This window comes from Enterobacter cloacae complex sp. P43RS, assembly GCF_014930585.1.
Lineage (GTDB): Bacteria > Pseudomonadota > Gammaproteobacteria > Enterobacterales > Enterobacteriaceae > Enterobacter > Enterobacter bugandensis.
The window spans coordinates 344,562-365,655 of record NZ_JADBRJ010000002.1; the positions used below are offsets into that span (position 1 = coordinate 344,562).

A 21,094-nucleotide genomic window follows, 5' to 3' on the forward strand; every position below is an offset into this window, starting at 1 on the left:
CTCTCCCTGAAAGGGAGAGGGATAGGGTGAGGGGAACTTACTTCAGCGTCCCCACCAGCGCCTTCCGGCTGTCTTCCAGCGACACCACGCGTTTACACACGTCTTTGCCGAACTGCTGGAAATCATCTTCCTGGTTCTTCCACTCGTTCTGAATGGAAGTCTGCAAGCCGCCCAGACTGCCCAGCACGCCCTGCAGCGGGTTACCGCCGCCTTTCAGCACGGCTTTGGCGCCCATCTCGTTGATGCTGTCCTGCAGGATGCCGCCCATCGCCTGGTTCACCAGCTGCTGGCCGTCAGCGCGGACCTGATCGATCGCCTTATAGTGGAACGTCAGGCCATCAGAGCGCGTCTCGATAATGCGGTTCATCTGCTCTTTGAGCTGCTTGTCGAGCTTCGTAAGGCGGGAGCGCATATTACTGCTCTCCCCCACCTCTTTAGTGATGATTTTGTCCAGCGCGACGCGGCTCTTTTCGACGCGCGTCAGGGCGCCTTCATTAATCCATGGCAGCGCGGTACGCAAATCGGCCTGATAATCTTTCGCCTGCTCACGCTGTGCGGCAGTCAGGTTGTACTGTTTGCCGTTAAAGGTGACGTTCCCTTCCGGCGTAATCACCAGATTGCCGTTCTCGCCTTTGACCTGCACGGTTTGCGGGCTTAACACCACGTCATCACGCGGGGTGACGCTACATTGATAATCCGCATGGGCGGTGAATCCGGTTGCCATCAAAGCAACAGCCAGCAACGTTTTGCGCATCTTAAACACTCCCTCAGACAAAATGGGCCAGCTAATGCTGGCCCGCTTACTGCTTTATTAGTCCCACCAAACGTCGAAAAGTTCGCTCACGCGGACATCTTCCAGCTTGTGCTCTTCGAGCCATTTGCGAACCAGGGCCTGATGTTCTTCGGTGCATTTGCCCACTTCCTGGGTGCAGATCAGACCTTCCCATGCCAGGTAGCCGCTACCGTCGAAGGCCAGCTTGTTAGGCTCGATTACCTCGTTGATGAACGCATCAACGTCCTGGTCGATCTGCTCAACGCTGGTGCCTTCCGGGAAACGCCAGGCAACGGAGAAGCCCACTTCCTGAAATTCTTCGATGTGCATCTTTTTACGCAGACGACGGCTACGATTCTTTGCCATTATTTCACCCTCTCGAACATTAAGTCCCATACGCCGTGACCAAGACGATGGCCACGCTGTTCAAATTTTGTCACCGGACGCGATTCCGGACGCGGTACGTAGTCGTTGCTCTCGGACTGATTTTTGTACCCGTCCAGAGACGACATCACTTCCAGCATGTGTTCCGCATAAGGTTCCCAGTCGGTCGCCATGTGGAAAACGCCGCCCAGCTTGAGCTTGCTTTTCACCAGCTCGGCAAACGGTGCCTGAACGATACGGCGTTTATTATGACGCGCTTTGTGCCATGGGTCAGGGAAAAAGAGCTGAACCATGTTCAAAGAATTGTCAGGAATCATTTTGTGCAGCACTTCCACCGCGTCGTGACACATCACGCGCAGGTTCTCAACGCCCTCTTCGTGGGCCGTTGCCAGGCACGCGCCGACGCCCGGCGAGTGTACTTCAATGCCGAGGAAGTTCTGCTCCGGGCGCGCTTTCGCCATAGTGACCAGCGAGGTGCCCATACCAAACCCGATCTCCAGCGTGACGGGCGCGTCGCGGCCAAACAGCTCGGTAAAGTCGAGTGGCTGCTCGCTGAACTCAACGCCCATCACCGGCCAGTAGTTGTCCAGCGCGTGTTGCTGCCCTTTGGTCAGGCGGCCCTGACGGCGGACAAAGCTGCGAATACGGCGCAGCGGGCGACCGTTTTCATCAAATTCCGGTGAAATGACGTCGTTTTTCATAAAAGAGTTGTCTGCTTGTGAGAATGTTCGGGAAACGGGCATTATCCAAAGTTAAGGCTTCTATGCAAGCATGGGAAAGATCCGGTTTACAGCAGATTGACGCTGTGCTGCAATCTGCGTCCCTGATTATGCGAATCGATGACCATGCAAGCCTCTCAATTTTCAGCCCAGGTGCTGGACTGGTACGACAAATACGGGCGTAAAACCCTGCCCTGGCAAATTGAAAAAACGCCCTACAAAGTATGGCTCTCCGAGGTGATGTTGCAACAAACGCAGGTCGCCACCGTGATCCCTTACTTCGAGCGTTTTATGGCACGCTTCCCGACGGTCACCGACCTGGCAAACGCGCCGTTGGACGAAGTGCTGCACCTGTGGACCGGGCTGGGCTATTACGCCCGCGCGCGCAACCTGCACAAGGCCGCGCAGCAGGTCGCCACCCGCCACAACGGTAAATTCCCGGAAACCTTCGACGAGGTGGCCGATTTGCCCGGCGTCGGACGTTCAACCGCAGGCGCGATCCTCTCCCTTTCATTAGGCAAGCATTTCCCGATCCTCGACGGCAACGTGAAGCGCGTGCTCGCACGCTGCTACGCCGTTGACGGCTGGCCGGGTAAGAAAGACGTTGAAAAACGCCTGTGGGAGATCGCTGAAGCGGTCACCCCGGCGAAGGGCGTAGAGCGTTTTAACCAGGCGATGATGGATCTTGGCGCGATGGTCTGCACGCGCTCAAAACCGAAGTGCGAACTCTGCCCGGTGAACAACCTCTGCGTGGCGTATGCCAACCAGTCATGGGCGCAGTATCCGGGTAAGAAACCCAAACAGACGCTGCCGGAGCGCACCGGCTATATGCTGCTGATGCAGCACGGTGACGACGTCTTCCTCGCCCAGCGTCCGCCGAGCGGTCTGTGGGGTGGTCTATACTGCTTCCCACAGTTTGAAGATGAAAACTTGCTGCGTGAATGGCTTAAACAGCGCGGCATTGCGGCAGATACCCTGACGCAGCTGACCGCGTTTCGCCACACCTTCAGCCATTTCCATCTGGATATAGTACCGATGTGGCTTCCCGTGTCCTCATTCACCTCCTGCATGGATGAAGGCACCGCTCTCTGGTATAACTTAGCGCAACCGCCATCAGTCGGGCTGGCGGCTCCCGTGGAGCGCCTGTTACAGCAATTACGTGCCGGTGCAATGGTTTAGCATCGGCAACACAAAGAGGAATACGTATGGCCAGAACCATTTTTTGTACTTTCCTGCAGCGCGACGCTGAAGGCCAGGATTTCCAGCTCTACCCGGGCGACCTGGGCAAGCGCATCTATAACGAGATCTCCAAAGAAGCCTGGGGACAGTGGCAGAAAAAACAGACCATGCTGATCAACGAGAAAAAGCTCAGCATGATGAACCCGGAGCACCGCAAGCTGCTGGAGCAGGAGATGGTGAGCTTCCTGTTCGAGGGCAAAGACGTCCACATCGAAGGCTATACGCCGCCGGAAAAATAACAGCGTGCGGGTGAAACCCCGCCGTTAAAGCAAACACAACACGCACTCCCGGAATGATGAAAAAACTTTTAGCGCTAGCCCTTGTTGCGCCGTTGCTGGTCTCGTGCTCGTCCAAAAAAGGCGATGATTACAACGAAGCCTGGGTCAAGGACACCAACGGTTTTGACATTTTGATGGGGCAGTTTGCCCATAACATCGAGAACATATGGGGATTTAACGAAGTTCTTATTGCCGGACCGAAGGACTACGTTAAGTACACCGACGCCTATCTGACCCGTAGCCACATCAACTTTGATGAGGGTACGATCACCATTGAGACCATCGCAGGCACCGACCCTGCGGCACGGCTGCGTCAGGCGATCGTCAAAACCCTGCTGATGGGTGACGATCCGGGATCTATCGATCTCTACTCCGATGCGGACGACATCACCATTTCGAAAGAGCCGTTCCTGTACGGTCAGGTTGTCGACCAGACCGGACAGCCGATCCGCTGGGAAGGTCGCGCCACGAAGTTTGCCGACTACCTGCTGCAGACGCGCCTGAAGAGCCGCTCTAACGGCCTGAAGATTATCTACAGCGTTACCATTAACCTTGTCCCGAACCACCTCGACAAGCGTGCGCATAAGTATCTGGGCATGGTGCGTCAGGCGTCGCGTAAGTATGGCGTGGACGAGTCGCTGATCCTGGCGATTATGCAGACCGAATCCTCGTTCAACCCGTACGCGGTGAGCCGTTCCGACGCGCTGGGGCTGATGCAGGTTGTCCAGCACAGCGCCGGTAAAGACGTCTTCCGCTCGCAGGGGAAATCCGGCACGCCGAGCCGCAGCTACCTGTTCGATCCGCAAAGCAATATTGATACCGGCACGGCCTATCTGGCGATGCTGAACAATGTCTATCTCGGCGGAATTGATAACCCGACGTCGCGTCGCTACGCGGTAATCACCGCCTATAACGGCGGCGCGGGCAGCGTGCTGCGCGTCTTCTCGAATGACAAAGTGCAGGCTGCGAACATCATCAACAGCATGGCGCCGGGGGATGTTTACTCCACCCTCACCACCCGCCACCCGTCTGCGGAATCCCGCCGGTACCTGTATAAGGTGAATACGGCGCAGAAAAACTATCGTCGTCGATAATCAACACACCTTCTCCAGCAAGGAGAAGGTGTTCTGCTTCCCCTCTCCCTGTGGGAGAGGGTCAGGGTGAGGGCATCAGGCCGCACCTATCCTCCACCCATACGAAAATGTTATTTGCATCACAATCCAAACTGCAAATTAATGTGGATTGCATTTTTTTGCGGGAGGTAACAAAACATATCGTTGCCAACTGATAGAATTGCATCAAATAACAACCCTGAATGTTCCTATAACAACATATCTCCCGCTCACTTGTGAGGAAAGTAACATGAACCTTAAGCTGCAGCTTAAAATCTTGTCGTTTCTGCAGTTCTGCCTGTGGGGTAGCTGGCTGACTACACTCGGCTCCTATATGTTTGTGACGCTCAAGTTTGATGGTGCGTCAATCGGTGCCGTCTACAGCTCGCTGGGTATTGCGGCTGTTTTCATGCCAACGCTGCTCGGTATCGTGGCGGATAAATGGTTAAGTGCGAAATGGCTGTATATGCTTTGCCATCTGGTGGGTGCGGGGACGCTGTTTATGGCGGCCGAAGTGACCACGCCGGGGGCGATGTTTATGGTGATCCTGCTTAACTCGCTGGCGTATATGCCAACGCTTGGGCTGATCAACTCCATCTCCTACTACCGCCTGAAATCTGCCGGCCTGGATATCGTCACCGACTTCCCGCCAATCCGTATCTGGGGCACCATCGGCTTTATCATGGCGATGTGGGGCGTGAGCTTCGCGGGCTTCGAGCTGAGCCACATGCAGCTGTATATTGGTGCTGCGCTCTCCGTACTGCTGGCGCTGTTCACCCTGACGCTGCCAACCATTCCGGTATCTAACCAGCAGAAAAACCAGAGCTGGAGCACCATGCTTGGCCTGGACGCCTTCGCGCTGTTCAAAAACAAGCGCATGGCGATCTTCTTTATCTTCTCCATGCTGCTGGGCGCGGAGCTGCAAATCACCAACATGTTCGGCAACACCTTCCTGCACAGCTTCGATAACGATCCGCTGTTTGCCGGGAGCTTTATCGTTGAGCACGCGTCGGTGATGATGTCCATCTCGCAGATCTCCGAGACGCTGTTCATCCTGACCATCCCGTTCTTCCTGAGCCGCTACGGCATCAAAAACGTCATGCTGATCAGTATCGCCGCGTGGATGCTGCGCTTCGGCCTGTTCGCCTACGGCGACCCGAGCGCGTTCGGCACCGTGCTGCTGGTGCTGTCGATGATTGTTTACGGCTGCGCCTTCGACTTCTTCAACATTTCCGGTTCGGTGTTTGTGGAAAAAGAGGTGAAGCCTGAAATCCGCGCCAGCGCGCAGGGCATGTTCCTGATGATGACTAACGGCTTCGGCTGTATTCTGGGCGGCGTGGTGAGCGGTAAAGTGGTTGAGATGTACACCACCAACGGTATCACCGACTGGCAGCCCGTGTGGCTGATCTTCGCGGCGTATTCGCTGGTGCTGTTCTTCGCGTTCCTCGCGCTGTTCAAGTACAAGCACGTTCGCACAGCGCACGGTACGCAGCCGATTGCGCATTAATTGTTGTGCCCGGTGGCGCTTCGCTTACCGGGCCTACAAAAGCACGGAGAGTAGGCCGGGTAAGCGTTAGCGCCACCCGGCTATTTTATTGCAGAGAGCACCCACCCCACCGACAGCAAATCCGCGCTGCCGCCCGGACTCAGGTTTCGTTCAATCAGTGCCTTATCCATCTTAAGCAACGCGTCGCGATCCCAGCCGTTAGCCAGCAGTTTCCGCGCATAGCCCTGAACGTAGCGCAGCCCCTGAATGCCGCCGCGTGACACGAGATTACTGTCCTGATTGACCGCCATCAGGTGCAACAGCAGGCCGTGAAGCGACTGTCCATTCCACTGCCCCAGCGCCTTACGCACCGTCGCAAAGCCGCTCTCCGCCTCGCCTCGCGCCCCGGTTAAGCCGTACTGCTGAAACTGCCGCTCGCCCGCCGTCGCCTGCCCGCTACGCGCTGCCAGTTCCCGCGACACCAGCCCGCGGCAGATGTTACTCACCTCACAACAGAGGCTCTCTGCGGAGAGCTTTTTCACACGCCCGGCGGCAAAGCACAGTAAACCCAGGGCAAAAATCCCACCCTTGTGGGTGTTCACCCCGTTCGTCGCGGCGTACATCGCCTGCTCGCAGGCCAGCCCCATCGGGCGGAGAAGCCGTAGCTGTTCGCCAGCCGGTTTATCCGCATGCGCGCTGCCCAGCTCGGCAAAGCGCGAAAACCACGGCGTAATTGCCGTGATGCTGCGGACAAACAGCGCGTGGTCCATATCGCGATGGGAACCGTTGTTGAGCTTGTCCACAAGCCCCGGCTTGGGCGTCAGCTCCAGCTCCTGCCACAGCGCCGCTTCGGCAAGCGCGGGCACATCAATCGGGCGCGGTTTAGTCGCGAGCAAACCAGTCATCGATCGTCTTCTCCACGCGGGAAACAACCTGCTCAACGGGGTGATTGCGCGAACGGGAGCAGGCATGCGCGGGCTCGTCGCAGATCAGACAGCGCCTGAGGTTTGCCCCCAGCGACTGACGCCCGACGTGGCCGTGCCGAGGGCAGATCACGTCCAGATCCCACAGCCTGCCGAGCGGGTGCGTCTGCTCCAGTTCCGCGCAGTGCGCTTTGATTTCCGCCGCCGCATGGGCGACGCACCACAAGGCTTCCGGTCCGGTGGGCAACCACAGCACCTGGCGGTCCAGCACCTGCCAGCGGTTCTCCCACAGCAGCTGGTCGCACATCTGGAGCGCCACGCCCATGGTGTTGCGATAGCGCAGGCTGTCCTTAATTTCCCCTGGCGTAACCAGCGTGAGGGAGATCACCGGCTGTTTATAGTGCTCAAGCATGTCAGCCTGACGGGCTGCGCGACGCTCTTTCGCCGCCAGCAGTTCCTCCAGGCTGACTCCCGCCCGCACGGGTGTCGCTAAAATCATACTGACTCCTTCACCTGTCGTACGGTGTCGATCACGGTGCCGTCGCGGTAACGGATCACCCCGACGATTTTGTCGGTAAATTCAATCGGTTTCGGTACGCCGGTCAGGGAAATCGCCCGCTCATAGAGCGCGCTGATGTCCACTACATTCAGCCCGGCCTCCAGCAGCCGCTCGCGGATCTCCGGACGCGCCGGGTTGACTGCAATACCGTGGTCGGTGACCAGCACGTCGATGCTCTCCCCCGGCGTGAGGCGCGTGGTGACGCGCTTGACCACCGTCGGAATGCGGCTGCGCAGCAGCGGCGCGACGACGATGGTCAGGTTGGCTGCCGCCGCCACGTCGCAGTGCCCGCCGGATGCGCCACGCATCACGCCGTCGGAGCCGGTGATGACGTTGACGTTGAAATCAACGTCAATTTCCAGGGCGCTGAGGATCACCACGTCGAGCTGGTCGCAGCTTGCCGCCTTGCTGCCGGGGTTGGCGTAGACGTTGGTGGAGATCTCTACGTGGTTCGGGTTGCGCGCCAGCGAAGCCGCCGCCTGGCCGTCAAAGCACTGGGTGTCGAGCAGCTTTTCGATAAGCCCCTTCTCGTGCAGATCTACCAGGCTGCCGGTGATACCGCCGAGCGCAAAGCGCGCCTTTACGCCGCTGCGCTCCATCTTCTCTTCCATAAAGCGGGTGCAGGCGGTGGCCGCCGCGCCGGAGCCGGTCTGCATCGAGAAGCCCGGCTTGAAGTAGCCGGAATGCTCGATCACGTCCGCCGCATAGCGGGCGATCATCAGCTCGCGCGGGTTGCTGGTGACGCGCGCCGCGCCGACGCTGATTTTCGCCGGATCGCCCACGCTCTCCACCTGCACGATGTAGTCCACCTGGTCCTGCACCAGGCTGGCGGGCATATTCGGGAACGGCACTAGCTCTTCGGTCAGCAGCACCACCTTACGGGCAAAGTGCGCGTCCACCATCGCGTAGCCGAGCGAGCCGCAGCACGATTTACCGTGCGTGCCGTTAGCGTTGCCAAACGCATCGCTGCACGGCACGCCGAGAAACGCCACGTCGATATTCAGCTCGCCGTCCTGGAGCAGCTTCACGCGCCCGCCGTGGGAGTGAATGTGTACCGGCTCGTCCATCAGCCCGTGGGAGATGGCGTCCGCCAGCCTGCCGCGCATGCCCGAGGTGTAAATCCGGGTGATGACGCCGCTTTCAATATGCTCGATCAGAGCGTCGTTGCAGGTCATCAGCGAGCTTGAGGCCAGAGTCAAATTTTTAAATCCCATCCGCGCCAGCAGCGCCACAACGGTGTTGATCACCCGGTCGCCTTCGCGAAAGGCATGGTGGAAGGAGATGGTCATCCCGTCCTGCAGGCCGCTGCGCGCTACGGCTTCTTCAAGGGAGGCACAGAGCTTGCGGTTGTGCTTCGCGTCACTATCCGCCAGCCAGGGCGTCGCGCTGTGGGCAGTATCAAAGGGTTTCAGGTCCCGCAGATGGGGGAAGTTTACGTGGAGAAGTTCTGTTTGATTCATTTTGTCATCCTTACCGACGCACGCCGGAGGCCGCCGCGCGCTCCAGCACCACCTGCGCGTGGTTAATAATCGGTGCATCCACCATTTTGCCGTTGAGCGACACCACGCCCAGGCCGTTACGCTCGCCCTCTTCTGCCGCCTCAATCACCCTTTTGGCGTGATCCACCTCTTCCTGCGTCGGGGCGTAGGCGTTGTGCAGCAGGTCAATCTGGCGCGGGTTAATCAGCGATTTGCCGTTAAAGCCCATCTTGCGGATCAGATCGACCTCGCGAAGGAACCCGGCCTCGTCGTTAACGTCTGACCACACCACATCGAAGGCGTCGATGCCCGCGGCGCGAGCGGCGTGCAGCACGGCGCAGCGGGCATAGAACAGCTCGGTGCCGTCGCCGCGCTCGGTCTGCATGTCCATCACGTAGTCAAAGGCGGCCAGCGCGATGCCGATGAGGCGCGGGGAGCTGCGGGCAATCGCCACGGCATTGATGACGCCAATGGCCGACTCAATCGCCGCCATCACGCGGGTGGAGCCGACCTCGCGGCCGCACTCGCGTTCAATGCGCTCAAGATGGCCTTCCAGCTCGTAGACGTCGTCCGGGGTGTCGGTTTTTGGCAGGCGGATCACGTCCACACCCGCGCGCACGGCGGCTTCCAGATCCAGCAGGCCAAACGGCGTGCTGAGCGGGTTAATGCGCACCACGGTTTCGATATCCCGATACATCGGGTGCTGTAGCGCGTGGAATACCAGCAGGCGCGCGGTGTCCTTCTCACGCAGGGCGACGGCGTCCTCAAGGTCAAACATGATGGAGTCGGGGCGGTAGATAAACGCGGTGGAAAGCATGGCGGCGTTGGCGCCCGGCAGGAACAGCATGCTGCGGCGGAGTTTGCTCATTTCAGCGCCTCCCAGTTGATGGCCTGTTCATCGGCGGCACGCATCAGCGCGCTTTGCAGGCGGGCGCGAATAACACAGTCCAGCGCCCCTTTGTCTTCAATAATGATGAGCCCCTGGCGCACGTTCATGGCGCGCAGCGTGTCGTTGACCACCTGGCGAATTTGCTCGCCAAACTGCTTAATCACTTCACTGTGGATGACAATCTCCAGCTCGCCGTGAGCGGGGGCGATTTTCACCATCAGGTCGCTGGACTCCTGCGTTCCGGCCAGCGCCTCCCTTACAATATTCATGATAAATTCCTGATAGTTATGCGACTTCCGCACTCGCACGATAGTGTGTTTCGAGATGCGCGAAGGTGGAGTCCGGGACGATCTCCCGGATCCGGGAAAACTGCTGTGTCTTGAGTAAACGGCGTACTTCGGACGCCGAAATGGCGTTGCCGGTGGCCTTGATGCGCGGCATTTCCACCACCTCGATATGCGAAGCCAGCAGATCGTGCAGCGTCTGGTTGTACTGGCGGGTGATGTCGCAAAACGGCTCCGAGCCGATGAAGCGGTGCGTGATGCCGAGCGCCGGGGCGATGAAGTCCCGGAAGATCAGCACGTCGATCTCGCTCCACGCCTGCTGCACTTTGCCGGTCTCCTTCAGGAAGTAGGCCGGGAAGGTGGCGCGGGAGATGATGTACTGCGAGCCTTCATGCACCACCACGTTTGGCAGATAGGCTACGCCCGCGCGCACCATCTCGAGACGCGCGCTGAACGGGAAGAACGACGCGTCTTCACGCACCACGAACAGATGCAGGGCATCGCACCGCTGCGCCGCCTGCTCCACCAGATGGCGGTGGCCGAGGGTGAACGGATTGGCGTTCATCACTATCGCGCCAGTTTTCTCCCCGCCCTTTCGCATCCGGCTTAAGGTACGGCAGTAGCGCGCGATCCCCTGCGGGGTGTTCTCCATCAGCACCGCGTTGTTCCCGCTCTGGGCAATCGGCCAGAAGCCGCTGCGGGCAAAGCGCTCCCGGTTGCACGGACGGGTGCAGAGGAAGAGGTGAAAATGGCCGCGCTCCAGCGCCGCATTTTCCACCTCTGCCAGCAGCCGCGCGCTGAGGTTTTCCCCACGAAGCTGCTCGTTGACCGCCACGCATTTGATGACGTTGCCGGCAAGTCCTGCGCAACCCACCAGCTGCGCGCCGGACCAGGCTTCGACAAACAGCGTGATGTCGTTGTCCAGGCCAAGGCCGCTGTCTGCCAGCAGGTAGCGGATCTGGCTTAAGCGTTCCGGGTGTTTCGCCACCAGCGTCTGGCGAAAATCGATGGGTTGACTGTTCATGCCGCCTTTCTCAGTGTGCCGCCGCAAGCCCGACGGCTGGCGCTTCAACAATCACGTTGCTCAGATGACCGATATGCTCGATCTCCACCTCAATGCGATCCCCCTCTTTCATAAACAGCGGCGGGTTACGCTTTTTACCCACGCCGCCCGGGGAGCCGGTGATGATCACGTCGCCCGGGCTTAAGCGGGTAAAGGTGCTGATGTACTCGATGAGCTCCGCGACCTTGTGGATCATGCTGCTGGTGTTGTCCTCCTGCACCATGCGGCCGTTAAGCCAGGTGCGGATCGCCAGGCTGTGCGGGTCCGGGATCTCATCCGCCGTCGCCATCCAGGGGCCAAACGCCCCGGTCTGACGCCAGTTTTTACCGGCGGTGAACCAGGTGTGCTGCCAGTCGCGGGCGGAGCCGTCCATGTAGCAGCTGTAGCCCGCCACGTGGCGCAGGGCGTCATCGCGGCTGATGTTCTCCCCAACCTTACCGATGATCACCGCCAGCTCGCCTTCGTAGTCGAATTCGCTGGAGTGGCGCGGCTTCAGTACCGGCTCGTTGTGGCCGGTCTGTGAGTCCGGGAAGCGGACAAACAGCGTCGGGGCCGGGTTGTGCTGGTCAAACTCCTTGCGCTTGTCGGCGTAGTTCATGCCCACGCAGAGGATTTTTTCCGGCTGCACGATCACCGGTAAGAAGGTGATGGCGCTCAGCGGTACATCCACCGCGTCGTTCAGGTAACGGGTGGCCAACGCCAGCCCGTTGCCCTGCAGCAGCGCTTTAAGGTCGCCGTAGCGGTCGCCGAGACGGCGGCCTAAATCAATCACGCCCTCGGCCTGAACGATGCCGTAGCTGCGTTTTCCCTGGTATAAAAAGCTTGCGAGTTTCATTGTTTTTTCCTGAATACTTAGACGAGGAAGTTGCCCAGAATCAGCAGTGAGACAGAGACGTTAATCGCCCCGCCGATACGGGTAGCAATCTGGGCGAACGGCATCAGGCTCATGCGGTTGCCTGCGGTCAGTATCGCCACGTCGCCGGTACCGCCCTGTCCGCTCTGACAGCAGGAGACGATGGCGACATCAATCGGGTGCATACCAATCTTTTTACCGACGAAGAACCCGGTCGCCACCAGCGCAGAAACGGTGCTGATAATCACCAGCAGGTTGGTCAGCGTGAAGGCGGCCACCAGTTCATGCCACGGGGTGATGGCCACGCCGACGGCGAAGAGGATCGGGTAGGTCACGGAAGTCTGGAAGAATTTGTACACCACCTGCGAGCCCTCCAGCAGGCGCGGAGAAGCGCCGTTGCAGAGCTTCACCAGCACCGCCATAAACAGCATGCCAACGGGCGCAGGCAGGCCAATCAGCTTGTGGCCGAGCATGCCCAGCATATAGAGCAGCACCGCCAGCAGCGCGCCGGAGGCGATAGTCGTCACGTCCGCTTTACCGGAGAACGCAGGCTGAGAGACGGTGGCATCGGCATTCGCGCGGTTAGGCATCAGCTGGCCTTCACCGGTCAGGTGCGGGTAGCGTTTACCGAGCTGGTTCAGGCAGCCGGAGATGATGATTGCCGTCAGCCCGCCGAGCATGACCATCGGCAGCACGCGGCCGAGCGCTACGCCCTGGTCCATATGCAGCAGGGTGGCATAGCCGATGGAAAGCGGAATCGCCCCTTCCCCGACGCCGCCCGCCATGATCGGCAGAATGATAAAGAAGAAGATCTGGAACGGCTCCAGGCCCAGCGCCAGCCCCACGCCCATGCCAACAATCATGCCGACGATTTCACCGCACAGCATCGGGAAGAAGATGCGCAGGAAGCCCTGAATCAGCACCGTGCGGTTCATGCTCATGATGCTGCCGACGATAATGCAGCAGATATAGAGGTAGAGAATGTTGGTGGATTTGTAGAATTTGGTCGTGGATTCCACCACCACGTCCGGCAGCAAACCGTAGTAGACCAGCGCGGAAGGGATAAAGGTGGCGCAAATCGCCGCCGCACCAAGCTTGCCGACAATCGGCAGGCGTTTGCCGAACTCACCGCAGGCAAAGCCGAAGAAGGCCAGCGTCGCCACCATCACCACGATATCGCTCGGCAGCTTTCCGCCCAGGCAATCAATCGCGATCAGCGCACCCGCCAGAACGAACAGCGGCAGAGGAATAATTCCGATTTTCCAGGTATCCATAATATGCCACCACCGCTCCTTGAGGGATGGCCGCTGAATTTCAATCGGGTCGTGGGTAACAGAGAAAGAATCGTCAGTTGTGCTCATAATAAGCCCCTTAGTTATTTTGTGCGTTCAGCTTAGAGTCACAAAGGCCTACTTTATGTGAGGAATGGCATATTAAAAGCGAAGTTTTAATGGCAGCTATGGTTTTTATGGTTTCTTTTATTTAATGTGATTTATGCCTTATTTATTATCGTGGTTTTTATGGTTTCTTTTCTGAATTGAACGACCAAATAACATTTAACTTAGCAGCATGAAGATCTTAAGCCTTCTGGATAAATCATTTACAGCCCTTGCTGTGCAAGGGATCACAAGTTTCCCGCAAAGCGGACATCCGCATGAAAAAAGATGATATATTGACGATCTTTGCCGCTACTTTGCGTGATAGTTATGAAAGTGTCTTTCCAGATTAAGCTGTTTATTTCGCTCGTTGCCTTTTTCTCAGTGCTTTTTGTGCTGCTGGGCGGATATTATTATGCCGATGTCGGAAAACAGCTTTATCAGGAAATGAGTGCGCGCGCTAAAATACAGGCGGAAGAGATTGCGCTTATTCCGTCATTGCGTACTGAAGTTGAACAAAAAGATATCAACGCCATTCATGATTTCATGCAGAAAATGGCCGCGCACAGCGACGCCAGCTTTATTGTCATTGGCGATAATACGGGACGGCATCTTTTTCACTCCGTCTTTGCCGACAGGGTGGGCACGACGCTGGTCGGCGGCGACAATGAAGCCGTATTGCAGGGGAAAAGCACGACAACCATACGTAAAGGCGGGTTGGGCATTTCACTGCGCAGTAAAGCGCCCATTTTCAACGACGCCGGGCAGGTGGTCGGCATTGTTTCAGTTGGCTATCTCACCAGCTACCTGGACACCATTACCGTCAGTAAAGTGGTCAATATCCTGATTGCCGCCGTGCTGCTGCTGATCGCCCTCTTTGTCTTCTCCTGGTTCTTTACCCGTAGTATTAAGAAGCAGATCTTCTCCCTGGAGCCACGAGAGATCGGCCTGCTGGTGCGCCAGCAAAAGGCGATGATGGAGTCCATCTACGAAGGCGTGATCGCCATTGATAACGAACGGCGCATAGAGGTGATCAACCAGGCGGCGCGCAAGCTGCTGGGCCTGAGCCAGCCGGCCCGGGAACTGCGCGGGCAGCTGATAAGCCAGGTGATCGATCCGGTCCCGTTCTTCGACACGCAGACGATGCTGGCGAAAGATACCCATGACGAGATTTGCCGCTTTAACGATCTCACGGTGATTGCCAGCCGGGTACACATCATGCTTGAGGGGTCGCTGCAGGGCTGGGTGATCACCTTCCGCGATCGCAACGAGATCGACTCTCTCAGCAGCCAGCTCAGCCAGGTTAAACGCTACGTCGATAACCTGCGCATTATGCGTCATGAGCAGCTGAACCGGATGACCACCCTCTCCGGCCTGCTGCATATGGGCCGCTATGAAGAGGCCATTCGCTACATTCAGGCGCAGTCGGAGCATGCTCAGGAGCTGCTGGATTTTATCTCCTCCCGCTTTAGTTCCCCGACACTTTGCGGGCTGCTGCTGGGAAAAGCCGCCCGCGCGCGTGAGAAAGGCGTGGAGCTGAGTTTCGACCCGGCCTGTCGGCTGGACAAACCGTTCCTGCCGCTGGGAGAGCAAGAGCTGATTTCGATTATTGGCAACCTGCTGGATAACGCCATCGAAGCGACGCAGCGATCGCCGCTCCCGCATGCGCCGGTGGAAGTGCTGATAAAACTCAGCGAGCAGGAGCTGATTATTGAAGTGGCCGACCAGGGCGTTGGCATTACCCCGGCGATCCGTGACCGGATATTTGAACGCGGCATCACCACCAAAACGCGGGGCGATCACGGGATTGGCCTGTATCTGATCGAAAGCTACGTCACGCAGGCTGGCGGCACAATAGAAGTTGCCGATAACATGCCGCACGGGACCATTTTCTCACTGTTTATCCCGGCCTCGGGAACCGTCCGGCAACTGGAAGATACCGACTATGCAACATGAACTTATCGACGTACTGATTGTTGAAGACGAGAACGAACTGGCACAGCTGCACGCGGAGCTTATCGGTAAACATCCGCGCCTGAGGCTGGTGGGGATAGCCGCGTCGTTGGCCGACGCGCAGCGACAGCTGGAGAGCAAACAGCCGAAGCTGATGCTGCTGGATAACTACCTGCCGGACGGCAAAGGCATCACCCTTATCAGCAACCCGATGCTGGCCCGCGCCAACTGCTCGGTGATTTTCATCACCGCCGCCAGCGATATGGACACCTGTAGCCAGGCCATTCGAAACGGCGCGTTTGACTATATCCTTAAGCCAGTCTCCTGGAAGCGGCTCAGCCAGTCGCTGGAGCGTTTTGTGCAGTTTGCCGAACAGCAGCGGGTCTGGAAGATTGTCGACCAGCAGAACGTGGATTCACTCTATCAGTTACAGGCGAAAAACTATCGTCTGGACAACGGCAGCAAGGGAATAGAGGAGAACACGCTGGCGCGGGTGCAAACGCTGTTTAACAGCAAGGCGGCGCACTGCTTTACGGTGGATGAGGTGGTGAGCGAGACGGGACTGAGTAAAACCACCACCCGACGCTATCTGGAACACTGCGTGGAGGTGGGTTTTCTGACGGTGGAGATGCTGTACGGGAAAATTGGGCATCCGAGGAGGATGTACCGCCGCGCAGAAGCCTGACGAAGTATTCCAGGCCCGGTAAGCTTGTGCCACCGGGCCTACGTTCAGACATTCAATACGTACCCATACAGCCGCTTAATCCCGTCCGCATCCTTCTCGCTGTAAACGCCCTGCAACTCCGGTGAGAAGCCCGGCAGCATATTAATGCCCTCTTCCAGCGCCAGGAAGTAACGCTGTACCGCCCCGCCCCAGACTTCTCCCGGCACCACGCACAGCACGCCTGGCGGGTACGGCAGCGCGCCTTCGGCGGCAATGCGCCCTTCAGCGTCACGAATACGCACCAGCTCCACGTTCCCGCGAATGTACTCCTGGTTGGCATCCTGCGGGTTCATCACTACGGCGGGCAGGCTCTCCCGGCGGAACATCGCCTTCTGTAGATCCTTCACGTTAAAGCTGACGTAGAGATCGTGCATCTCCTGGCACAGTTGACGGATCGTGTAGTCGCGGTAACGCACCGGGTATTTTTGGTAGATGGTCGGCAGCACGTCGGCGAGCGGCGTGTCGTCTTCAATATGCTGCTCAAACTGCCCCAGCATCGCCACCAGCTGCGCCAGCTTCTCGCTGCTTTCGGCAGGCGTCAGCAGGAACAGGATCGAGTTAAGGTCGCACTTCTCCGGCACGATGCCGTTTTCGCGCAGGTAGTGGGCGAGAATGGTCGCCGGAATGCCGAAATCGGTATAGTGACCTGTTTCTGCATCAATGCCCGGCGTGGTCAGCAGCAGCTTGCACGGGTCGACGAAATACTGCTCGCTCGCATAGCCCTCAAATCCGTGCCATTTGGCCCCCGGCTCGAAGCTGAAGAAGCGACGCTCGCTCGCGATGACCTGCGTGGGGTGATCCTGCCATGGCCGCCCCGCCACTACCGGCGGGATAAACGGTTTGATCATATGGCAGTTGGCGATGATGGCCTTGCGCGCCTCAATGCCCAGCTCGACGCACTCCGCCCACAGCCTGCGCCCGCTCTCGCCCTCGTGAATTTTGGCGTTCACGTCCAGCGCCGCAAACAGCGGATAAAACGGGCTGGTGGAGGCGTGCAGCATAAACGCGTTGTTCAGCCGCTTGTGCGGACAGAAGCGCGCCTGACCGCGGATGTGGTTATCCTTTTTATGGATCTGCGACGTTTGCGAGAACCCGGCCTGCTGCTTGTGCACCGACTGGGTCACGAAAATACCCGGATCGTTCTCGTTAAGCTCCAGCAAGAGCGGAGACGTTTCCGTCATCATCGGAATAAACTGCTCGTAGCCCACCCACGCGGAGTCAAAAAGGATGTAGTCACACAGATGGCCGATCTTGTCGATCACCTGGCGGGCGTTGTAGATCGTCCCGTCGTAGGTGCCAAGCTGAATGATCGCCAGGCGGAACGGGCGAGCCTCGTCGGCCTTTTCCGGCGCCGCTTCGCGGATCAGATCCCGCAGATACGCGTCATCAAAGCAGTGCTCGTCGATCCCGCCGATAAAGCCAAACGGATTGCGCGCCGCCTCAAGATACACCGGCGTGGCGCCCGCCTGGATCAGTGCGCCGTGGTGATTAGATTTATGGTTGTTGCGGTCGAACAGCACCAGGTCGCCGCGGGTCAGCAGCGCGTTGGTCACCACCTTGTTGGCCGCCGACGTGCCGTTCAGCACAAAGTAGGTTTTGTCCGCGTTGAATACTTTCGCCGCGAACTTTTGCGCGTGCTTGGCGGAGCCTTCGTGGATCAGCAGATCGCCCAGCTTAACGTCGGCGTTGCACATGTCGGCACGAAACACGTTCTCACCGAAGAAATCATAGAACTGTCGCCCTGCCGGGTGTTTTTTGAAAAAAGCCCCGTGCTGGTGGCCCGGACAGGCGAAGGTGCTGTTGCCCATCTCTACATACTGGCTCAGGGTATCGAAAAAAGGCGGCAGCAATTCCTCTTCGTAACGGCAGGCGGCGCTCTCCAGTTCCAGGAACTCCTGAGCTTTACCCGAGATAATCGCCGTGACGCCATCAGGCACCTCTCCAGGCTCTTGCGAGAACATAAACACCGGTAGCTGAAAGCCCGTACGCTTCAGCAACGCGAGAATGCCGCTGTAGCTTTCAACAACGCTAATGACGACTGCCGCCACATCGGTGAAATCGGTGTTATCCAGCGTCACCTTTTCACGGTGCGTAGAAACTTTGGATACCAGCTCATGGCTGACGGCAATTTTCATGGTTTTCATAAGCGCAAATACCCTCACCGAGCGGTGAGACAGGGAGGAGAAAATTCGCGCAATCATGTCACTTTTTATTTTCACGCGCAAGAAGGAATCAGTATGCACGAAACCACCCAAAGCTAAGGCTCGCGCAGCCCTGACGTGCCATAATAATGCAATATCAATGAGTAAATAACAGGAGTTAACTGTGGTTATCGGGCCATTTATTAACGCCGGAGCCGTATTGCTGGGCGGCGTACTGGGCGCAGTGTTGAGTCAGCGGCTGCCGGAGCGTATCCGTTCATCCATGCCCTCTATATTCGGCCTGGCATCCTTAGGCATCGGCATCCTTTTAGTGATCAAATGCGCCAACCTGCCCGTCATGGTGCTGGCTACACTGCTCGGCGCACTGATTGGCGAGTTTTGCTATCTGGAAAAAGGCATCAATAGCGCGGTGGGCAAAGCCAAAAACCTGATTGCCCGACCGGGCAAGGCGAAGCACGGCACGCACGAGACGTTTATTCAGAACTACGTCGCCATCATTATTCTGTTTTGCGCAAGCGGCACCGGGATTTTCGGCTCGATGCAGGAAGGGATGACGGGCGACCCAAGCATATTGATTGCAAAAGCGTTTCTCGATTTCTTCACCGCCACCATTTTCGCCACCACGCTCGGCGTTGCCGTTGCGGCGATTTGCGTCCCGATGCTGCTAATCCAGCTGGCGCTTGCCACCTGCGCCACCTTGATTCTCCCGCTGACCACGCCAGCGATGATGGCGGACTTCACCGCCGTCGGCGGCCTGCTGCTGCTGGCGACGGGCCTACGTATTTGCGGGATCAAAATGTTTGCCGTGGTGAATATGCTGCCCGCATTACTGCTCGCCATGCCGCTCTCTGCGCTCTGGACTCACTTTTTCGCTTAAGATTGCGGCGAAATGGCGAGAGATTGCGCAGTCTGTAACGAAAACAACATTTTTCGTTGACGGCAACGGGCAGATCGGGTTTAATGCGCCCCGTTGCCCGGATAGCTCAGTCGGTAGAGCAGGGGATTGAAAATCCCCGTGTCCTTGGTTCGATTCCGAGTCCGGGCACCACTTATTTATAACCCTCGCTTCGGCGGGGGTTTTTGCTTTCTGAGTCAGCAACTCGTTGTTTGAACAGTAGTTACCGTCCTTATCTCTCCTCCGGCCCCGCTTCCCGGTGGTACAACTGGCGTGTTTATCGCCTTTACCGCCACACAGAAGCAGAAAAACCTGACCTTCACCGATCTATTTGAGCATTACAAATGCATATTTCAATTGGACAGAGCCCGACAGAGCGGCATCACATATCCGTGATTACACCCCATCGGCTAACTGTTTTATTAGATTGATTGGTGGTAAATCCATCCGGGACATCCTGAAAAGTGACCTGTTGGCGTTTCGTACACTGCTGGAACAGGCCCTGGCTAACCGCAGTAAAGTAGGCCGAGGAACGAAGCTGTAAAAAGCGACTTCTACTTCAGACACCGTAACCACATTGCTACTATATTGTGTGTGCGTTGGCACGCATGGCTGTCAGGGGGGCGTTTATCAGTCTAAGCAGAGGCCGGTAAAGCAATTGAGAGGAACTACAATGGATGCAGCATTACTTAACATGATGCGCTCAGGTGGAAGAAATAAAGCCTGGGCGGAAACGATGGTGAATATGGAAGCCAGGAAACTGGTAAATACAGCCAACACTCTGTCGGCTTTTCATCTCAGCGATAGTTTGACTCGAATGAAGTTTGTTCAGGAAATTCGGGACCTCATAGAACATCAGTTTACGTTAGCTCGTCGGGCTAAATCAGATGAAGAATGCATGGAATGCGTTAAAATTCTCAGAGAAGAAAACAGTAACCTGCTGGAACAAGCGCGTTTATTAAGAACGAAGGCAGCGAAGCTTTACGCTAAAGTCGAGTTTATCCGAGAGAATAACAAAATTGTTGGGTATGTGATCTCGGCTGTTAGTGTTGTCCTGGCCGGTGCTGAAATAGCCGCAGGATTTACCCTCATAGGCACTATGACCCCTCTCGGGGTTCTTGCTGGTGCGATTCTGGTTACTGACGGGGCAAACAGCATCAGTAAAGAAGTGGCTCGCTACGCAACTAACAACACTACCAGTGAAGGGCTGGTAGCGAATGCCGCGATGTCTACAGCTGAGTTTATGGGCTTTAGTCGTGAGAATGGGTTAGGTGTCTACAAATCAATTTCACTGGCCGCTAATGCGTACACCATTTTTGGCTTGTTACGGCGACCTGGTACCTGGCGACTGTTTCGTTATCTCCCTGCTGACTATTACCGAAAGGTGAGCACACTGAGCCGCCCGCAGCTTACAATGAAAATAGCGGGTTATGGCGTGAAAGCTAAGATTATTTTTGATCTGTTGTCCGTCAGCGACCCGTCCCAGAATTAGTCAGCATTTTACGATAACGCCAGGATTTGTAGCCAAGTTTTGCTGGCGTTATATACCAGATGAAAGGTAGTACAATCAATAACGTGAGTGCAAGTGTCAAGCTTGTATCCTTGGATGCAAGTAAAAGAGTTAAAGCCAGTATGATGAAGGCAATAATAGTTATCCACTTCATAGCCTTAAAACGATTGGCCAGATCATGAGTTACGCTATCAAACGAACCACCGTAATTTTCAATATTGTTTTTTAGCTTTTGAAGATCTCGTTTGCTAAAACCTGATTTTAAAAGTGCCTCTTCGCTGGTCATTCTGTTATCCGTCCCATAACTCACTGAAACCTGTGACGAAGTTTAACTTAATTTGGCGGATAAATCGCTACCTGACGATATTCGTCAAATTTATATATATCAACGAGTTGAAGATATCTTAGAGTATACGCTCGAAAACTGACATTATT

At 57.0% G+C, this 21,094-nt stretch carries 21 protein-coding genes and 1 tRNA gene; 9 read left to right on the plus strand and 13 right to left on the minus strand.

The annotated features are described in order from the left end of the window. Positions 1-37: 37 nt before the first annotated feature. The 3 genes from IM294_RS05470 to trmB are packed head-to-tail and all read right to left on the minus strand — an operon-like array spanning position 38 to position 1,857. Entirely contained in the window at positions 38-754 is a 717-nt protein-coding gene (locus tag IM294_RS05470; RefSeq protein ID WP_041908321.1) for a DUF2884 domain-containing protein, read from the minus strand. Between the two features lie 57 nt (positions 755-811). After that, complete coding sequence (locus tag IM294_RS05475; RefSeq protein ID WP_028014375.1) at positions 812-1,138, minus strand: YggL family protein; 327 nt, start codon at positions 1,136-1,138, stop codon at positions 812-814. Then, positions 1,138-1,857, minus strand: coding sequence for a tRNA (guanosine(46)-N7)-methyltransferase TrmB (trmB, locus tag IM294_RS05480; RefSeq protein WP_028014376.1), 720 nt, complete (start codon positions 1,855-1,857; stop codon positions 1,138-1,140). Before trmB ends, IM294_RS05475 begins: the two co-directional genes overlap by 1 nt. A gap of 144 nt (positions 1,858-2,001) precedes the next feature. Here trmB and mutY point away from each other — a divergent pair, with 144 nt between their 5' ends. The 4 genes from mutY (at position 2,002) to IM294_RS05500 (ending at position 6,011) form a co-directional block, all read left to right on the plus strand. Then, complete coding sequence (mutY, locus tag IM294_RS05485) at positions 2,002-3,054, plus strand: A/G-specific adenine glycosylase (protein ID WP_185860332.1); 1,053 nt, start codon at positions 2,002-2,004, stop codon at positions 3,052-3,054. Between the two features lie 26 nt (positions 3,055-3,080). Then, positions 3,081-3,353, plus strand: a complete 273-nt coding sequence (locus IM294_RS05490; RefSeq protein WP_023309138.1) for an oxidative damage protection protein — start codon at positions 3,081-3,083, stop codon at positions 3,351-3,353. 56 nt (positions 3,354-3,409) lie between these two features. Further along, positions 3,410-4,486 carry a membrane-bound lytic murein transglycosylase MltC gene (gene mltC, locus IM294_RS05495; protein ID WP_045260773.1) on the plus strand — a complete coding sequence of 359 codons (1,077 nt, stop codon included), beginning with the start codon at positions 3,410-3,412 and terminating at the stop codon, positions 4,484-4,486. 268 nt (positions 4,487-4,754) lie between these two features. Continuing rightward, positions 4,755-6,011 carry a nucleoside permease gene (locus IM294_RS05500; protein ID WP_041908317.1) on the plus strand — a complete coding sequence of 419 codons (1,257 nt, stop codon included), beginning with the start codon at positions 4,755-4,757 and terminating at the stop codon, positions 6,009-6,011. A gap of 80 nt (positions 6,012-6,091) precedes the next feature. Here IM294_RS05500 and citG read toward each other — a convergent pair whose 3' ends face one another. Genes citG through IM294_RS05540 form a run of 8 tightly spaced genes read right to left on the minus strand, consistent with a single transcriptional unit; the run spans position 6,092 to position 13,400 of the window. Beyond that, complete coding sequence (citG, locus tag IM294_RS05505; protein ID WP_126817176.1) at positions 6,092-6,895, minus strand: triphosphoribosyl-dephospho-CoA synthase CitG; 804 nt, start codon at positions 6,893-6,895, stop codon at positions 6,092-6,094. Further along, positions 6,873-7,412 (minus strand): citrate lyase holo-[acyl-carrier protein] synthase, encoded by a 540-nt coding sequence (citX, locus tag IM294_RS05510; RefSeq protein ID WP_126817174.1) that lies wholly within the window; start codon positions 7,410-7,412, stop codon positions 6,873-6,875. Before citX ends, citG begins: the two co-directional genes overlap by 23 nt. Continuing rightward, positions 7,409-8,932 carry a citrate lyase subunit alpha gene (gene citF / locus IM294_RS05515; protein ID WP_126817172.1) on the minus strand — a complete coding sequence of 508 codons (1,524 nt, stop codon included), beginning with the start codon at positions 8,930-8,932 and terminating at the stop codon, positions 7,409-7,411. The genes citX and citF overlap by 4 nt, the downstream gene beginning before the upstream one ends. Positions 8,933-8,942: 10 nt before the next feature. Continuing rightward, on the minus strand, positions 8,943-9,818 hold the full coding sequence (gene citE / locus IM294_RS05520) for a citrate (pro-3S)-lyase subunit beta (protein WP_126817170.1): 876 nt from the start codon (positions 9,816-9,818) through the stop codon (positions 8,943-8,945). Continuing rightward, entirely contained in the window at positions 9,815-10,108 is a 294-nt protein-coding gene (gene citD, locus IM294_RS05525; protein ID WP_028014384.1) for a citrate lyase acyl carrier protein, read from the minus strand. Before citD ends, citE begins: the two co-directional genes overlap by 4 nt. A 16-nt stretch (positions 10,109-10,124) precedes the next feature. Then, positions 10,125-11,147: a [citrate (pro-3S)-lyase] ligase gene (gene citC, locus IM294_RS05530; protein WP_126817168.1), complete on the minus strand. Its 1,023-nt coding sequence runs from the start codon at positions 11,145-11,147 to the stop codon at positions 10,125-10,127. A gap of 10 nt (positions 11,148-11,157) precedes the next feature. After that, positions 11,158-12,021 (minus strand): fumarylacetoacetate hydrolase family protein, encoded by an 864-nt coding sequence (locus IM294_RS05535; protein ID WP_126817166.1) that lies wholly within the window; start codon positions 12,019-12,021, stop codon positions 11,158-11,160. A 17-nt stretch (positions 12,022-12,038) separates the two neighbouring features. After that, positions 12,039-13,400: a 2-hydroxycarboxylate transporter family protein gene (locus IM294_RS05540; RefSeq protein ID WP_045630637.1), complete on the minus strand. Its 1,362-nt coding sequence runs from the start codon at positions 13,398-13,400 to the stop codon at positions 12,039-12,041. Positions 13,401-13,745: 345 nt separating this feature from the next. On the opposite strand from IM294_RS05540, the gene IM294_RS05545 reads away from it, so the two are divergent. Together IM294_RS05545 and IM294_RS05550 are read left to right on the plus strand one after the other, a co-directional pair. Then, positions 13,746-15,371 carry a sensor histidine kinase gene (locus IM294_RS05545; protein ID WP_041908310.1) on the plus strand — a complete coding sequence of 542 codons (1,626 nt, stop codon included), beginning with the start codon at positions 13,746-13,748 and terminating at the stop codon, positions 15,369-15,371. Beyond that, complete coding sequence (locus tag IM294_RS05550; protein ID WP_047367414.1) at positions 15,361-16,053, plus strand: response regulator; 693 nt, start codon at positions 15,361-15,363, stop codon at positions 16,051-16,053. The genes IM294_RS05545 and IM294_RS05550 overlap by 11 nt, the downstream gene beginning before the upstream one ends. 44 nt (positions 16,054-16,097) lie before the next feature. On the opposite strand, the gene IM294_RS05555 is transcribed toward IM294_RS05550, so the two are convergent. Then, a complete protein-coding gene (locus IM294_RS05555) occupies positions 16,098-18,236 on the minus strand; it encodes an ornithine decarboxylase (RefSeq protein WP_126817164.1) in 2,139 nt (712 codons plus the stop codon). Positions 18,237-18,417: 181 nt separating this feature from the next. Here IM294_RS05555 and IM294_RS05560 point away from each other — a divergent pair, with 181 nt between their 5' ends. The 3 genes from IM294_RS05560 (at position 18,418) to IM294_RS05570 (ending at position 20,641) form a co-directional block, all read left to right on the plus strand. After that, a complete protein-coding gene (locus IM294_RS05560; protein ID WP_126817162.1) occupies positions 18,418-19,131 on the plus strand; it encodes a DUF554 domain-containing protein in 714 nt (237 codons plus the stop codon). Between the two features lie 95 nt (positions 19,132-19,226). After that, positions 19,227-19,302 (plus strand) — tRNA-Phe (locus IM294_RS05565). A 520-nt stretch (positions 19,303-19,822) separates the two neighbouring features. Beyond that, positions 19,823-20,641, plus strand: a complete 819-nt coding sequence (locus IM294_RS05570) for a DUF4225 domain-containing protein (RefSeq protein ID WP_047364562.1) — start codon at positions 19,823-19,825, stop codon at positions 20,639-20,641. On the opposite strand, the gene IM294_RS05575 is transcribed toward IM294_RS05570, so the two are convergent. Then, entirely contained in the window at positions 20,619-20,945 is a 327-nt protein-coding gene (locus IM294_RS05575) for a hypothetical protein (protein ID WP_023298582.1), read from the minus strand. The two genes, IM294_RS05570 and IM294_RS05575, sit on opposite strands and share 23 nt — an antisense overlap. Positions 20,946-21,094 lie beyond the last annotated feature (149 nt).

Bases quoted from the DNA above. Each gene is read 5' to 3' on its own strand.
- IM294_RS05575 (WP_023298582.1), bottom strand. From the start codon at position 20,945: ATGACCAGCGAAGAGGCACTTTTAAAATCAGGTTTTAGCAAACGAGAT.
- mutY (WP_185860332.1), top strand. From the start codon at position 2,002: ATGCAAGCCTCTCAATTTTCAGCCCAGGTGCTGGACTGGTACGACAAA.
- citC (WP_126817168.1), bottom strand. From the start codon at position 11,147: ATGAACAGTCAACCCATCGATTTTCGCCAGACGCTGGTGGCGAAACAC.
- IM294_RS05545 (WP_041908310.1), top strand. From the start codon at position 13,746: ATGAAAGTGTCTTTCCAGATTAAGCTGTTTATTTCGCTCGTTGCCTTT.
- IM294_RS05540 (WP_045630637.1), bottom strand. From the start codon at position 13,400: ATGAGCACAACTGACGATTCTTTCTCTGTTACCCACGACCCGATTGAA.
- citF (WP_126817172.1), bottom strand. From the start codon at position 8,932: ATGAATCAAACAGAACTTCTCCACGTAAACTTCCCCCATCTGCGGGAC.
- IM294_RS05550 (WP_047367414.1), top strand. From the start codon at position 15,361: ATGCAACATGAACTTATCGACGTACTGATTGTTGAAGACGAGAACGAA.
- citE (WP_126817170.1), bottom strand. From the start codon at position 9,818: ATGAGCAAACTCCGCCGCAGCATGCTGTTCCTGCCGGGCGCCAACGCC.
- mltC (WP_045260773.1), top strand. From the start codon at position 3,410: ATGAAAAAACTTTTAGCGCTAGCCCTTGTTGCGCCGTTGCTGGTCTCG.
- IM294_RS05490 (WP_023309138.1), top strand. From the start codon at position 3,081: ATGGCCAGAACCATTTTTTGTACTTTCCTGCAGCGCGACGCTGAAGGC.
- IM294_RS05535 (WP_126817166.1), bottom strand. From the start codon at position 12,021: ATGAAACTCGCAAGCTTTTTATACCAGGGAAAACGCAGCTACGGCATC.
- IM294_RS05475 (WP_028014375.1), bottom strand. From the start codon at position 1,138: ATGGCAAAGAATCGTAGCCGTCGTCTGCGTAAAAAGATGCACATCGAA.
- IM294_RS05570 (WP_047364562.1), top strand. From the start codon at position 19,823: ATGGATGCAGCATTACTTAACATGATGCGCTCAGGTGGAAGAAATAAA.
- citG (WP_126817176.1), bottom strand. From the start codon at position 6,895: ATGACTGGTTTGCTCGCGACTAAACCGCGCCCGATTGATGTGCCCGCG.
- citX (WP_126817174.1), bottom strand. From the start codon at position 7,412: ATGATTTTAGCGACACCCGTGCGGGCGGGAGTCAGCCTGGAGGAACTG.
- citD (WP_028014384.1), bottom strand. From the start codon at position 10,108: ATGAATATTGTAAGGGAGGCGCTGGCCGGAACGCAGGAGTCCAGCGAC.
- IM294_RS05555 (WP_126817164.1), bottom strand. From the start codon at position 18,236: ATGAAAACCATGAAAATTGCCGTCAGCCATGAGCTGGTATCCAAAGTT.
- trmB (WP_028014376.1), bottom strand. From the start codon at position 1,857: ATGAAAAACGACGTCATTTCACCGGAATTTGATGAAAACGGTCGCCCG.
- IM294_RS05500 (WP_041908317.1), top strand. From the start codon at position 4,755: ATGAACCTTAAGCTGCAGCTTAAAATCTTGTCGTTTCTGCAGTTCTGC.
- IM294_RS05470 (WP_041908321.1), bottom strand. From the start codon at position 754: ATGCGCAAAACGTTGCTGGCTGTTGCTTTGATGGCAACCGGATTCACC.